Origin of the sequence: Parerythrobacter aestuarii, from assembly GCF_030140925.1 — a bacterium.
Classification (GTDB): domain Bacteria; phylum Pseudomonadota; class Alphaproteobacteria; order Sphingomonadales; family Sphingomonadaceae; genus Parerythrobacter; species Parerythrobacter aestuarii.
The window spans coordinates 47,824-60,780 of record NZ_JARBWD010000001.1; the positions used below are offsets into that span (position 1 = coordinate 47,824).

Annotated in this window: 15 protein-coding genes; 6 read left to right on the forward strand and 9 right to left on the reverse strand. The window is 62.6% G+C overall.

The features are described from left to right. Positions 1-58: 58 nt before the first annotated feature. Entirely contained in the window at positions 59-910 is an 852-nt protein-coding gene (locus QPW08_RS00270; RefSeq protein WP_284123726.1) for a sterol desaturase family protein, read from the reverse strand. Positions 911-958: 48 nt separating this feature from the next. Between QPW08_RS00270 and QPW08_RS00275 the strand changes: the two genes are divergently transcribed. Further along, positions 959-1,636 (forward strand): Crp/Fnr family transcriptional regulator, encoded by a 678-nt coding sequence (locus QPW08_RS00275; protein ID WP_284123727.1) that lies wholly within the window; start codon positions 959-961, stop codon positions 1,634-1,636. Positions 1,637-1,646: 10 nt separating this feature from the next. Here the strand turns inward: QPW08_RS00275 and QPW08_RS00280 are convergent, their stop codons facing one another. Beyond that, on the reverse strand, positions 1,647-2,303 hold the full coding sequence (locus QPW08_RS00280) for a YqaA family protein (protein WP_284123728.1): 657 nt from the start codon (positions 2,301-2,303) through the stop codon (positions 1,647-1,649). 266 nt (positions 2,304-2,569) lie between these two features. Here QPW08_RS00280 and QPW08_RS00285 point away from each other — a divergent pair, with 266 nt between their 5' ends. From QPW08_RS00285 to QPW08_RS00300, 4 genes are all read left to right on the forward strand, one after another. Then, positions 2,570-2,947 (forward strand): hypothetical protein, encoded by a 378-nt coding sequence (locus QPW08_RS00285; RefSeq protein WP_284123729.1) that lies wholly within the window; start codon positions 2,570-2,572, stop codon positions 2,945-2,947. A 27-nt stretch (positions 2,948-2,974) separates the two neighbouring features. Continuing rightward, positions 2,975-3,430 carry a DUF2793 domain-containing protein gene (locus tag QPW08_RS00290; RefSeq protein WP_284123730.1) on the forward strand — a complete coding sequence of 152 codons (456 nt, stop codon included), beginning with the start codon at positions 2,975-2,977 and terminating at the stop codon, positions 3,428-3,430. Positions 3,431-3,622: 192 nt separating this feature from the next. Continuing rightward, positions 3,623-4,747 carry an OmpA family protein gene (locus tag QPW08_RS00295; protein ID WP_284123731.1) on the forward strand — a complete coding sequence of 375 codons (1,125 nt, stop codon included), beginning with the start codon at positions 3,623-3,625 and terminating at the stop codon, positions 4,745-4,747. A gap of 93 nt (positions 4,748-4,840) precedes the next feature. Continuing rightward, a complete protein-coding gene (locus QPW08_RS00300; RefSeq protein ID WP_284123732.1) occupies positions 4,841-5,362 on the forward strand; it encodes a superoxide dismutase family protein in 522 nt (173 codons plus the stop codon). A 17-nt stretch (positions 5,363-5,379) separates the two neighbouring features. Here QPW08_RS00300 and QPW08_RS00305 read toward each other — a convergent pair whose 3' ends face one another. The 7 genes from QPW08_RS00305 to QPW08_RS00335 form a co-directional block, all read right to left on the reverse strand. Further along, the gene (locus QPW08_RS00305) at positions 5,380-6,966 is read right to left on the reverse strand and encodes a spinster family MFS transporter (protein ID WP_284123733.1); all 1,587 of its coding nucleotides are present in this window, start codon (positions 6,964-6,966) and stop codon (positions 5,380-5,382) included. A 23-nt stretch (positions 6,967-6,989) separates the two neighbouring features. Then, positions 6,990-7,694 carry a 7-cyano-7-deazaguanine synthase QueC gene (gene queC, locus QPW08_RS00310; protein WP_284123734.1) on the reverse strand — a complete coding sequence of 235 codons (705 nt, stop codon included), beginning with the start codon at positions 7,692-7,694 and terminating at the stop codon, positions 6,990-6,992. A 58-nt stretch (positions 7,695-7,752) separates the two neighbouring features. Beyond that, the gene (locus QPW08_RS00315) at positions 7,753-8,169 is read right to left on the reverse strand and encodes a DUF3617 domain-containing protein (protein ID WP_284123735.1); all 417 of its coding nucleotides are present in this window, start codon (positions 8,167-8,169) and stop codon (positions 7,753-7,755) included. Positions 8,170-8,250: 81 nt separating this feature from the next. After that, positions 8,251-9,156, reverse strand: coding sequence for an Hsp33 family molecular chaperone HslO (gene hslO, locus QPW08_RS00320; RefSeq protein ID WP_284123736.1), 906 nt, complete (start codon positions 9,154-9,156; stop codon positions 8,251-8,253). 49 nt (positions 9,157-9,205) lie between these two features. Then, positions 9,206-10,135, reverse strand: a complete 930-nt coding sequence (argF, locus tag QPW08_RS00325) for an ornithine carbamoyltransferase (protein ID WP_284123737.1) — start codon at positions 10,133-10,135, stop codon at positions 9,206-9,208. 2 nt (positions 10,136-10,137) lie between these two features. Then, a complete protein-coding gene (locus QPW08_RS00330; RefSeq protein ID WP_284123738.1) occupies positions 10,138-11,328 on the reverse strand; it encodes an aspartate aminotransferase family protein in 1,191 nt (396 codons plus the stop codon). Positions 11,329-11,460: 132 nt separating this feature from the next. After that, complete coding sequence (locus QPW08_RS00335) at positions 11,461-12,213, reverse strand: cold-shock protein (RefSeq protein ID WP_284123739.1); 753 nt, start codon at positions 12,211-12,213, stop codon at positions 11,461-11,463. Between the two features lie 298 nt (positions 12,214-12,511). Between QPW08_RS00335 and QPW08_RS00340 the strand changes: the two genes are divergently transcribed. Beyond that, on the forward strand, positions 12,512-12,952 hold the full coding sequence (locus QPW08_RS00340) for a TIGR01244 family sulfur transferase (RefSeq protein ID WP_284123740.1): 441 nt from the start codon (positions 12,512-12,514) through the stop codon (positions 12,950-12,952). Positions 12,953-12,957 lie beyond the last annotated feature (5 nt).

The window sequence follows — 12,957 nt, forward strand, 5'->3', positions numbered from 1 at the left end:
TCAAGACATAAAGTCGAGCGGGCAGCGCAAGGAGGTGATGCGCGGCCCGCTCGCTCTGTCAGGCAGCCTCTTGTGCTGCCCCCTCTCCAACCGGTGAAGCGATCGTCTCTTCCTTGTTCTCCGGGAAGATCGGCCACAGCAGCTGCTGGCCGAGCGTTGCTGGAGCGAGGTTCTCGACGCCATAGCTTTCTGGATAGCTGCGGGTGATCTTGGCGGTGCCGAACAGCACGTCCCAGAAGAACAGCAAGTTGCCGTAGTTGCCCTTGTAGTGTGTTGCGGGATCGTTGGCATGGCGGCCGTGGTGTGCATGGTGCGTGCTCGGCGTCGAGATCGTGCGCTCGACCACCCACATCACGGGGCTCAACCACTTGATCCGGTACAGCGGTTTGTCCCAAGCGACGTCCGAATGCGCGCCGATAATGACCGCCATCTTGACCACCAGATAGCCCGCATACACCCACCCGAGACCCATGTAGAGCAGTGCGCCTGCGGTCCACAATCCGGGCATCATCATGTAGTAAATGATGTTGTTCCGGTAGACGAGCCGCACACTCATGTACTTGGCGTTGTGATGCGCGCGGTGGAGATTGTAGAGCCATGGGAAGGTGTGGCTGGCGCGGTGCCACCAGTATTGCGTCATGTCCTCCAGGACCAGGAAAAGTGCGATCGCTGCAAAGACGTTGAGATTGGTCAGCGCCCCTTCGAGACCCGGTGCGATCGCTGCCATGATCGCGGCGGAGAGGAACACGATGCCGGGTTGGGTGACGGCCAGCAGCATGGTCATGCTGACGCCTTCGACAATCCCGTCGTCCCGCGTCTGCTCTCCCTTGGTGAACAGGTTCGAACGCCACAGTTCCAGCAGGCCGAAGCCGATGTAGATGGCGAGGACGGCGATGGTCGATGTCGGCATGATCCACTCCCTTGTTGCAAGCGGCATAGCGAGCTATCACCTCCAAGAATGTCAAATATTGAACAATTGGAAACTCCCCGCCAAGGACGCTCACTGGCCTCGCCGACGTTGTTCGGCTTGCTCGAGCCTGAGCTGCAGGCCGAGCTGCGCGAAGCTGCCCCGTTGCGCCGCTTCGCCTCAGGGCAGCTGATCCAGCAGCGCGGCGAGGAATCGAACGGTTTCTGGCTGATCGAGAGCGGCGCAGTGGTGGTCGGGCAATATCTGCCCGATGGCGACTTCCGCGCTGTCGCGCATTTGCAACCGGGCGATTCCTATGGCGAGCTGGCGTGGCTTGCCGGTCGCGCGCGGGTTGTAGACGCGGTGGCCAAGACCGCCAGCACCGTCCGCTGGATCGAAGGCGCGCGTTACGAAGCGCTTCTCGCCCGCAGTCCTGAGGCCATGCGCCGCTTGCTCGGCGGTCTGGCGGAGGAACTACAGGAGATGATCGACCTGGTCGCCGGACAGCACGGGGGCACCGGGCTTAACCGGATCGCACATTTGCTGCGCAACCTCTCGGCCACCGGCCCGGTCATCACGCTCGGGCAACAGGAGCTGGGCGACTTGGCCGGCGTCACCCGCGTCACCGCCAATGGCGCGCTCAAGGAACTGGAAGCGGCGGGCTGCATCACCCGCGGCTACCGCAGGATCACAGTCACCGACCGCGCCCGGCTGGCGGACTGGACTTGATCGAGCAGGCCTAGCCCGCGTCCGTCACGCTCTCGGTGGGCGCACCGGCGCACGGGTCTTCCTTCTCGCCCCTACCGCCGAGCTGGGTGATGGCGAGGATCCCGCCCACCACCAGCACCACGAAGACGGTCGTCACCCAGCCCAGGTACTTGTCGATGAAAGCCTTGATGGGCGCGCCGAAGATGCGGAATAGCAAGCCGACGGTGAAGAAGATCGCCCCGCGCCCGGCGAGACTGGCCAGGATGAACGGCACCAGCGCCATACCCAGGAATCCGGCGGTGATAGTCAGCAGCTTGAACGGTACCGGGGTCGCCCCGGCGATGATCACCGCAGCCACGCCATATTCGTCGAAGGTGCATTGCGCGGCGGGAAGCGCGTCATAAAGGCCGATCGCCTTGAGCAGCGGCACGCCGACCGTGTCGAACAGCGCCCAGCCGATGAAGTACCCAAACAGCCCGCCGACAACCGAGCTGAGGGTGGCGATGATGCCGAACCGCAGCGCCTTCTTCGGCTCGGCCAGGCACATCAGCCCCAGCAGCGGGTGCGGCGGGATCGGGAAGAAGCTCGCTTCGATGAAGCAGAAGAACGCCAGCCACCACTGCGCCGCCGGATGCGCGGCTTTTTCCAGCGTCCATTCATACAGCCCGCGCAGCGGTTTCATGACCATGTGAGACGTGTTCCCCAAAGTGGAACGCAGCGATTAGGGGAGGCGGCAGCGGCACGCAAGCACCAAACAAACTAACCTATTTGGCACTTTTCTATTGACATCGTCACGCTCTTTGGTTAGAGAAACGGAACATCGCGATATACCGATTCGACACGGGCGGCCCTGCAGGATGCAGCGTCGCCCGTTTGTGTTGGGGCTCGCAAGCGACCGGATGAACCGCAGGCCAATCCGGCAATGCTCCGGTGACAAGGATCGCCACACTCGGCTTGGGCGACGACGCACCCATCTACGCCGACCTGCGAAATGCGGGCTCGAGCATCATCCCTCCGCCACCGGTACACCCGCGCGCCCGAATCGGGGCGGCGGGCGAAAGAGTCTGGTGCTGGATCCGCCGAAGCCGGGGCGGCTGGCTGTGGCCAGACGCTGTCGAAGTGCCATTGGTGGAAGAAACAGAAGCCTACCTGGTCGGCGCGGGGCCTGTGTCCGTCCCGACCCGCAGTTGGCAGGTATCAGCCCCAAGGATCGAACTTTCAGCGAGTGAATACAGCCTCTTGCTGGCAGATGCAGCAGGGCAGGCCTTGTGGGTCCGGCAGATCGGACGGCACGCGCTTTCCGACCCGGTGCTGCTCGCTCAGCTTCCCTGACCTTCCAACCTGCAAGAGGACTCCCAAATGGCAGACCCCGTAACCTATCAGAGCAATTCGCCGCGCCACGCGTTGCCGCTGCTGTTCGCGGCGCAGGCTCAGAAGGAGCCCATCGTCAACGAAGCCCTTGGCCGGCTTGACGCTCTGCTTCATCTGGCGGTTTCCGGACAAAGCAATGACCCGCCGCAATCGCCTGTGGAGGGTGAATGCTGGCTGGTCGGGTCAAGTCCGACCGGCAGTTGGCAAGGTCAGGCTGAGAGGATTGCCGCATGGTTCGCCAACGATTGGCTATTCCTGGAACCACGTGACGGCATGCTGTGCTGGAACGCCGATACCTCGCAGTTCCATTTCCATGCCAGCGGCTGGAACGTTCCCGTGCGGCCTGGCGCACCTGCCGGGGGAGCGACGATCGATGCCGAAGCGCGGCTCGCAATTGATGAAATAATTGCTGCACTGACTGCAGCAGGAGTCGTGGGTCCGTAACCGGCTAAGCAATGGATTCGGAACGGATTCCGCAGCTACACATTGCAAATTACGCAAAGAAAATTTGCGAGCCTCCGGAAATGCGGCATTCTTGCAACAGATTGATGTGTTTGTCAGCTTGCCACTAACGGGGGGAAAAGTTAGATGGGAGTCTCTTGGTGGCTCCAATTCGCTTAAAAGGGGAATTACATAATGAGGAAACTCGTCATCGGAATGGCGATGGCCTCCACGGCCCTTGCATCGCCGGCCCTCGCTCGTGACGATGCTTGGTATGTCGAGGTAGACGGCGGTGTAATGGTCGTCGAAGACATCGATCTCAATATCAACACTGTCGCAGACGACCTGACCATTGGAACCGACGAAGGCTTCGACTTCGGCGGTATTGTTGGTTACGACTTCGGCGCAGTCCGCCTCGAAGCGGAAGCCAGCTATCGCGAAGCCAATGTCGATGAAATCGCCGTTGGCCTCGGTGGCTTCCCGAACGGCGGCGTCCGTGGCGCCCCGACCGGCAAGTTCCCGGGTGGTGGTGACGTCAGCGCGCTGAGCTTCATGGTCAACGCCATGGCCGACTTCGGTCCCGACGATGGCCTGCAGGGCTTCATCGGCGGTGGTGTCGGTGTTGCTCGCACCTCGATCACTGCCAGCACCAACCCGAACTCCGCTCCGGGTCTCGACGATTCGGACAGCGGCTTCGCCTGGCAGCTCATCGGTGGTATCCGCGCTCCGCTGAACGACAAGTGGGACGTTGGCCTCAAGTACCGCATGTTCAATGTCGACAGCGTCGAGCTGATCGATCGTGCCGGTCGCCTGGTTGACGACAACTTCCGTTCGCACTCGCTGCTCGGAACGCTGACCTACAACTTCGGCGAACCGCCGGCACCGCCGCCTCCGCCGCCGCCGCCGCCGCCGCCGCCGACCGCTCCTACGCCGCCGCCGCCGCCGCCTCCGCCGCCGCCGCCGCCGCCGTGCAACACCGGTCCCTACATCGTGTTCTTCGAATGGGATCAGTCGGACATCACGCCGGAAGCTGCGACCATCCTGAACAACGCAGTGGCTGCCTACGCCAACTGCGGTACGGCTTCGGTCATGCTGGCCGGTCACGCCGACCGTTCGGGCTCGGCTACCTACAACGTCGGTCTTTCGGAACGCCGCAATACCTCGGTACGCGAGTACCTCAACGGTCGCGGTATCCCGGATGCGCGGATCTCGTCGGAAGCCTTCGGCGAAACACAGAACCGCGTCCCGACCGCAGACGGTGTTCGCGAACTGCAGAACCGTCGCGTGGAAATCACTTACGGTCCGGGTTCGGGCATGTAAGTTCGGATTTTCCGACAAACACGAAGAGGGGCCGGAGCAATCCGGCCCCTTTTTCGTTATGGGGTCAGATACTCATTGCGGAGACCCTTAGACATGAAGACCCCGATTGCCTTGATGGGCGCATCCCTGCTCCTCGCCGCCTGCCAGTCGGTCGGCGACCTCCCGACCGAACAGCTCGCCGATGCGCGGCTGACTCTTGCCAATGGCGTTCCCGCCGGCACCGCACAGCTGGTAGCCAGCGGCGATACCGTCACTCTGGCTGTTGCCGTGGCTGGCATCTCCGAAGGCGCACACGGCTTCCATCTCCATACGACCGGCACCTGCACCCGGCCCGACTTCACCTCTGCCGGAGGCCATCTCAATCCGACCGGTGAGGGACATGGACTCGAGGACGACGATGGCAGCCATATGGGCGATCTGCCCAACCTTGTCGCATCATCGTCTGGAACGGCCACCGCTCGCGTGACACTGCGAGGATCGCGCGCCGACATCCTGGCCGCGTTGTTCGATGCCGATGGCACTGCCGTGGTTATCCACGCCGACCCTGACGACGGCACCAGCGAACCTTCCGGCAATGCCGGCAAGCGCGTCGCTTGCGGCGTGCTTACGCGCTAGCCCTGGGGTAGCCGGAGTCAGTCCTCCAGCTCTTCACCGGCTTCGCGGGCTCTGGCTAGCAAGGTCTGCTCGGCTGCCGGCACCGTTCGATAGGCCACGATCAACAGAATCAGCCCGATCGGCACTGCCACCAGTAGGCTGAGCCCACCGGTAGAAAGACTGCCGGTCATGGTCGAGACCTGGCCTGCCATGTAGGGTCCCAGCGCCAGACCGACGAGCGTCGTCGCTAGGAAGAACGTGGCCGTGGCTGTTCCGCGCATGCGAGGTAGGACCAGGTCCTGCGTGGTCGCAGCCGCCCCGCCCAGCGCAGAGCTCGCGAACAGAGACTGCAGGAATGCCGCGACATAGAAGGTTGTCGTGTCCTGTGTGGTAAACATCACGAACAGGAAAGGCGCCGCTGCCACAAGGCCGAACGCTACCACAATCAGCCTGCCCGCCGGATTGCGCTCACGTAGCCAGTCTGCGGCGCGACCGCCGCCGATTACTCCCAGGAAGCCGCCGAGGGCCCCCGGCCCGCCAATCCACCAGCCAGCTGTGGATGGCGCCTCTTCCAGGATGCGGATGGCATAGGGCGCTGCCCAGAACGAGGCTGCGTAGGACATGAAAGCGACCATGCCGTAACCAAGGATGGTCGTCAGGAATGCCGGTGTGCCCCAGATCAACCTGAACGTGGGCGCATCGCGCCGCTCCAGCGTACTGGCCCACGAGAAGATCGCGTAGTAGCCAATCCCGATAGCCCCCCATTGCTGGTAGTTCTCAGTGACCAGCGCCATGACGTAGGCGATGCCACCAATAACGAGCGCCCCCGCAAGGTTTAGCAAGAGCCCCCGGCTGCCTGCCTTCGAAGCACCGATCAAAGTGAAAGGTGGGATAACCGCGACCAGTTCGCGCAAGAACCCCCGGAATGGGTCCTTCGGAGGTGGGGTGATAATACCCTCACTCTCGCCGCGTAATGGCTCGCGCAGGGTGAAGACAAGGCAAGCCAGCAGCAGTCCGGGCAGACCGACGATGATGAAGGCCGCCTGCCATCCGGCCAGGCCCATTGGCGCATCGACCGGATAGGCAGCGTTCCAGCGCTCGACAATGGCGCCGCCGATCAGGAGCGACACACCACCGCCGATATAGAGACCGGAGGCATAGATCGCGAGCGCGGTGGCGCGCATCTTCTTCGGAAACCAGTCGGAAATGAGCGAATAGGCACTTGGGCTGGCGGTTGCTTCCCCAACTCCTACGCCAATGCGGGCAACACTGAGAGTAGCGAAGTTCTTGGCAAAGCCTGACAGCGCAGTGAAAGCAGACCAGATCGCCAGGCCTGCAGTCATCAGTCGCACCCGGTGCCAGCTATCGGCCAGCTTGCCGAGCGGGATCCCGAACAGCGCGTAGAACACACCGAATGCCGTGCCGTAGAGAAAGCCGATCTGGTCATCGCGCAGGCCAAGGTCGGCCTTGATGTCCTCGGCCAGGATCGAGATGATGTTCCGGTCGACGAAATTGAGGACGTAGATGATCACCAGGATCGTCAGCGCGTACCAGCTATAGGCTGGGACCTTCGGATCGGCAGCTGCCGCTTGATCCGGCACAGCCTGGTCGGTTGCCTCACTCACGCTCTCTCTCCCCTAAACACTTTTTAGACCGGCGGCGCATCTGCCGGGTATTGCAATCCGTCCTGCAGCCCCGCCTCGGCGAAACCCTTGCGCCTGAGCCGGCAGCTATCACAGGCACCGCATGGCTGCCCCGATGGCAACGGATCGTAGCATGACCAGCTCCAGGCTGAATCCAGTCCTAACCGATTCGCTTCACACGCGATATCTGCCTTGCTCATATGCTGCAGCGGGGCATGGATACGGAACGGCGCGCCTTCCTCCACTCCGGCCTTGGTGGCGAGATTGGCGGTGGCCGCAAAGCTCTCGATGAATTCCGGCCGGCAATCGGGATAGCCCGAATAGTCGAGCGCATTGACCCCGATGAAAATGTCACGCGCCCCCGAAGCCTCGGCAAAGGCCGTCGTCAGCGACAGGAACACGAGGTTGCGCGCCGGCACATAGGTCACCGGGATATCCGTCCCAACGCCGCCCTTGGGCACGTCGATATCGTCAGTCAGCGCAGAACCGCCCAGCGCGCGCAAGTCGGCTGCAATCTGGACATGGCGGGCGACCCCGAGCTCTTCCGCTATGGTTTGTGCCGCTTCCAGTTCGATCCGATGCCGCTGGCCATAGTCGATCGTCAGCGCGTGCACGGCATAGCCCTGCTCCTGCGCGATAGCGGCGGTGACCATGGAGTCGAGGCCACCGGACAAAAGGATCGCGGCGGCCTTGGGCGAAGCAGACGTCATAGCTTCGGGCTAGCGCATGTACCCTTGCACCCCAAGCCCAAATTCGCCTGGCGTGGTTTCAGGGGCAGGCCCCGACGCGGCGGCCTTCCGCAGTGAAGGAAAAGGGCAAGCCTCCCTCAATCCCCTGCGATTCGAGCTGCACCAGCGTGCTACTCTCGCGCCTGATGCTGGTGCGGCCATAGCCATTGCCTTTGCAGGTGTACTGTACGGTCACCTCGCTTGCCGCATCTTCCACTACGAACCGGTTGCAGCCGGCCTGCTTGTGCCGCAGCTGGATCAGGTCCCGCCCATTCTTCACGCACAGGCGTGTGGAGGGCTGGTCATCGCGATAGCGAATCTCCCACTGCCCGGGCTGGAGCTTGTCCAGCATGGCGAGCGATGGCGATTGCGCCGCAGTCGGCACAGTCAGCGCGATCATAGCAATGCCCATCGCGACCACAGTGGATCGCAGCCGGGCGAGGGAAACTTTCGTCATTCCTGTCCTCCGCCTGGCGACCTTATGTCTGCGCAATAGGCATACATGCTTTGATGGAAAGTGAACAGGAAGGTGCCCTCGCTAGAGCGCAATGGCGAATTGCCGCGAACAGAAGGCGCAATCGACGAGAATATTCCCGCTCTCGTCGCGCATTTCGGCGCGTTCGGCTTCCGGGAATCGACCGAGAACGGATTCGTAATGCTCTACGGAGCAGCGACAACCGCGCGTCAATTGCGCACCTTGCTCTATTCGGACCTCATCTTCCTCATGGAACAGCCGCCATACCAGCGCCTCCATAGTTAGCGCTTCGTCGAGCAGTTCTTCGTGGCGGATGCTGCCCGCCATGACTGCCACATGTTCCCACTCGGGATGGTCAAGCCGGACATGCAAGCGCTCACGCCCTTCCTCGCCATCGGGCAAGTGCTGGACCAGCAGACCCGCCGCAGAGCAGCCTTCGGCCCCGGAACGCACAGCCACCCGTATAAGAGTCGGCACCTGTTCCGACTGCGCGAAGTAGCTCTCGCACGCTTGCGCAAGGTTCTCGCCTTCCAGTGGGACTACGCCCTGGTAGCGCCCGTCCTTGCCCTTCATGTCAAAGGTCACCGCGAGATAGCCTTCCCCGAACAGCGTCGTGAGCCCGGGATTGGCCCCTACATCGGCCAACCGCTCGCGATCGAAATCGACATAGCCGCGCACCGCGCCCGCCTTGTAGTCGCAGACCAGAAGCTTGATGATGCCACCCTTCGTCTGCGCCTGCATGGTCAACTGGCCGTCGTCTTGCTTGAGCAATCCACCGACCAGCGTTGCCACCACCAAGGCTTCAGCCAGCAAGTGCGTGATCGCCGGCGGATAGTCGTGCGCCGACAGGACTTCGTCAAGCACACGATCGAGGCGAACCACGCGCCCACGCGCATGCCGGCCGGGGATGGAAAATGTGAACAGGCGATCCTCGTGGGTTTCGCCGTCATCGATCAGATAGTCGCTCATCGCGGGCAATATGGGCCGAATGCGCCCGAAAGGAAGAGGCAGCGCCGGATCAGAGTTTGCCGAAAGCCCACAGCAGCACCGATTTCTGCCCGTGGATGCGGTTCTCGGCTTCGTCGAACACCACCGATTGCGGCCCTTCGATCACGCTTTCCGTCACTTCCTCGCCAACATGCGCGGGCAGGCAGTGGAGGAAGATTGCATCGGGCTTCGCCAGTGCCATCAGCGCATCATTCACCTGGAACGGTGCCATGGCCGCCAGCTTGTTGTGCGCATGCTCCTGCCCCATCGAGACCCAGGTATCGGTGACGATGACATCGGCCCCGCGGGCAGCCTCGGCAGCGTCTTGCGTAAGGGTCACGGTCGCACCCCCTGCACGCGCCATATCAACAAAGCGCTGCTCGGGCTCATAACCCTGTGGCACTCCGACCCGGACGTTGAACTTCATTAGCCCGGCGGCCTCGAGGATCGAGTGGAGCACATTGTTGCCATCGCCGAGCCATGCGACTTCGAGCCCCGGCAGCGCCTTGCCGTGATCGATCACGGTAAGGAGGTCAGCCACGATCTGGCACGGATGCGAAGCATCGGTGAGACCGTTGATGACCGGCACTGTTGCGTGGCGCGCCATTTCCTCGATCTTGGCATGGTCGTCGGTGCGGATCATGATCGCATCGACCATACGGCTGAGCACGCGCGCTGTGTCGGCGATGCTCTCACCGCGCCCCAGCTGCATCGAACCCGCTTCCATCACCATTGCGCTTCCTCCGAGCTGGCGGATGGCGATGTCGAAGCTGGCGCGGGTGCGGGTCGAGCTCTTTTCGAAGATCATTGCCAGCACATGGTCCTTGAGCGGCACATCGGCATCGGCCTGGCCCTTGGGCCAGCCAGCACGCGCCGTCTTGCGGTCCTGCGCATCGTTGATCATCGCCGCGATGGCATCGCCCCCGGCGTCCGAGAGATCGAGGAAATGCCGGATAGCCATGGTCAGCCCTCCGGCACTTCGTAGTCGGCAGCACCGGCCGAAAGCTTGTCGAAGAATTCGTCGATCTCGGCATCACCGATCACCAGCGGCGGCAGCACGCGCAGCGTATTGTCGCCGGCCGCCACGGTCAGCAGCTGGTGGTTGTCGCGCAGGTGGACGAAGAACGGCCGGCTTTCGACCTTCATCTTGAGACCCAGCATCAGCCCCTTGCCCCGAACCAGTTCGAACAGGTCGGGATAGTTGCCGATGAACTGTTCGAGCCGGGTGCGGATGCGCTCACCCTTCTCGCGCACGCTGGCGAGAAATTCGTCATTGGCGACCGCTTCCATCACTGCGCTGCCTGCCGCCATCGCCAGCGGGTTGCCGCCATAGGTCGAGCCATGGGTGCCGAACACCATGCCGCGCGCGGCCTTCTCCGTCGCCAGGCAGGCACCAAGCGGGAAGCCGCCACCGATGCCCTTGGCGGTGGCAAGGATGTCGGGCTCGATGCCGTATTGCTCATATGCATAGAGCGTACCGGTGCGAGCAACGCCGCACTGCACTTCATCGAGCACCAGCATCAAATCGTGCTCATCGCAGATTGCGCGCAGACCTTGCAGGAATTCGTCCGACGCCGGGCGGATGCCGCCCTCGCCCTGGATCGGTTCGACCAGGAAACCGGCGGTATTCCGGCCGACCATGCTGCGGGCCATCTCGAGGTTGTCGAACTCGCAATATTTGAAACCTTCGAGCAGCGGCAGGAAGCCCTTGTGCATCTTTTCCTGATTGGAGGCGCTGATGGTGGCCATGGTGCGGCCATGAAAGGCGTTCTTGAAAGTGATCAGCTCGGTCCGATTCGCATCGCCGCCTTCGCTCTGGTGATAGGCACGCGCAGTTTTGATGGCGGCCTCGACCGCTTCCGCGCCTGAATTGGTGAAGAACACCGTATCGGCGAAAGTCTTGTCGACCAGCTCCTGCGCCAGCTTCTCGCCCTGCGGGCTGCCATAGAGGTTGGAGACATGCATCAGCGTTGCCGCCTGCCGCTGGATCGCCCCGATCAGCCCTTTGTGGCTATGGCCCAGCAGGTTGACCGCGATACCGCTGGCGAAATCGAGGTAGCGGGTGCCGTCCTCGTCGATCAGGTGGCAGTGCTCGCCGCGCACCGGACGCACGCCGCAACGCGGATAGACGGGCATAAGGGCGGAAATGGTCATCGCTGGGTTCCTCGAAAATTCGGCATCAATGCAATTTCAAACGAGAAATGGCGACCCCATGGGAGCCGCCATTCCGTAGTGTCTATTCGCTCTCGCAGGGAGGGTCAAACCACTCCCGCTAGTGCGCCGGGGTCATTCGCTTACGGGAACGAGATTGACCGCCGAATACTTGCCTCGTCGGTCGACCTCAAGATCGAACTCGTAGCGTTCGCCTTCGTTGAGTTCGCGTAGGCCCGAGCGCTCGACTGCACTGATGTGAACGAATGCATCCGGCTGGCCATCGTCACGCACAAGGAAGCCGAAACCCTTCATAGAATTGAAGAATTTAACCGTCCCGGTGGCCTTGTCGCCGGTCAGTTCGCGCTTCGGCGGGCCCGCATCTCGCGACTGGACCGCGATTACATCGCCAACGATCTGCAGATCCTGCGCGGAGACCTTGCCGCCGCGATCGACCAGGTTGAATTCGAGCTCCTGTCCTTCAGCAAGGCCTTCCAGCCCAGCCCGCTCGACAGCGCTGATGTGAACGAACACATCTTCGCCGCCGCTTTCTTGCTGGATGAAACCGAACCCTTTCTGGCCGTTGAAGAATTTCACGGTCCCCTTACCGGTGCCGACGACCTGTGCGGGCATGCGGTTGAAACCGCCCCCGCCGCCGCCGCCACCGCCGCGAGGGCCACCGCCCCCGCCGCCGCCAAATCCGCCGCGACCACCGCCGCCGCGATTATTGTCGAAACCACCGCCGCGATTGTCATCAAAGCCGCCGCCGAACCGGTCCGGCGGGGGTCCGCCGAAATCGCCGCCGCCCTGGAAGGGATCGAAACCTTCTTCTCCGAACCCGTCCCGCTTGTCGCGACCGCGACCGCGACGCCCTCTATCGTAACCCATAGTCTAGTCAGTACCTTGTATCGCTCGCCCCGTCATACTCGGGACAGGAAAACCGGACGGCGAGGCGTTCCTGTCCATCAAGATGCGAGCCGCCTGGGCCGCTGGCCCGGAAGATCCCACCCTCATCTTTGCACTGCATAGCGAACAAAGCGCCGCTATGCGAATGATTTAACATTGCAGGCAGTATCACAGGGCTTTGTGACAATTCCATAAACAGCCGCCGATCGGTGCAATGCTTGCGTCAGGGCCTATGCTTCGGCAAGGGTGGCGGTCCAGCATGGGGACAAGGATTGCCTGAATGAGCGACTTTCGGAAACTATCGGACACGATGCTCGCCAGCCCACAGATTGCGCCGGCAGACGTGGCTGCGGCGCGCGCGCAGGGCGTAACCATGATCATCAACAACCGCCCGGACGGCGAATCCGACGACCAGCCCAGCGGGGCGGAAATTGAAGCGGCTGCCCGCAATGCCGGCATGGAGTACGTCGCTATTCCCATCACCCAGAGCGGGTTCAGTCAGCCGCAGGTCGATGCGATGGCAGAAGCGCTGGCCAGAGCCGAGGGGCCGGTGTTAGGCTATTGCCGCTCGGGCACGCGCTCTACGTTGCTATGGTCCCTGGCTCAGGCCCGGCAGGGTATGGACCCGGATGATATCGCCGCCGCTGCCGAAGCAGCGGGTTACGATGTCGCCCCCGTGCGGATGATGATCGACATGCTGGCCGCAGAGGCGAAAGGCTGACGCCG

Bases quoted from the DNA above. Each gene is read 5' to 3' on its own strand.
- QPW08_RS00275 (WP_284123727.1), top strand. From the start codon at position 959: ATGTCAAATATTGAACAATTGGAAACTCCCCGCCAAGGACGCTCACTG.
- QPW08_RS00340 (WP_284123740.1), top strand. From the start codon at position 12,512: ATGAGCGACTTTCGGAAACTATCGGACACGATGCTCGCCAGCCCACAG.
- QPW08_RS00335 (WP_284123739.1), bottom strand. From the start codon at position 12,213: ATGGGTTACGATAGAGGGCGTCGCGGTCGCGGTCGCGACAAGCGGGAC.
- QPW08_RS00280 (WP_284123728.1), bottom strand. From the start codon at position 2,303: ATGGTCATGAAACCGCTGCGCGGGCTGTATGAATGGACGCTGGAAAAA.
- hslO (WP_284123736.1), bottom strand. From the start codon at position 9,156: ATGAGCGACTATCTGATCGATGACGGCGAAACCCACGAGGATCGCCTG.
- QPW08_RS00330 (WP_284123738.1), bottom strand. From the start codon at position 11,328: ATGACCATTTCCGCCCTTATGCCCGTCTATCCGCGTTGCGGCGTGCGT.
- QPW08_RS00295 (WP_284123731.1), top strand. From the start codon at position 3,623: ATGAGGAAACTCGTCATCGGAATGGCGATGGCCTCCACGGCCCTTGCA.
- queC (WP_284123734.1), bottom strand. From the start codon at position 7,694: ATGACGTCTGCTTCGCCCAAGGCCGCCGCGATCCTTTTGTCCGGTGGC.
- QPW08_RS00300 (WP_284123732.1), top strand. From the start codon at position 4,841: ATGAAGACCCCGATTGCCTTGATGGGCGCATCCCTGCTCCTCGCCGCC.
- QPW08_RS00315 (WP_284123735.1), bottom strand. From the start codon at position 8,169: ATGACGAAAGTTTCCCTCGCCCGGCTGCGATCCACTGTGGTCGCGATG.
- argF (WP_284123737.1), bottom strand. From the start codon at position 10,135: ATGGCTATCCGGCATTTCCTCGATCTCTCGGACGCCGGGGGCGATGCC.
- QPW08_RS00270 (WP_284123726.1), bottom strand. From the start codon at position 910: ATGCCGACATCGACCATCGCCGTCCTCGCCATCTACATCGGCTTCGGC.
- QPW08_RS00290 (WP_284123730.1), top strand. From the start codon at position 2,975: ATGGCAGACCCCGTAACCTATCAGAGCAATTCGCCGCGCCACGCGTTG.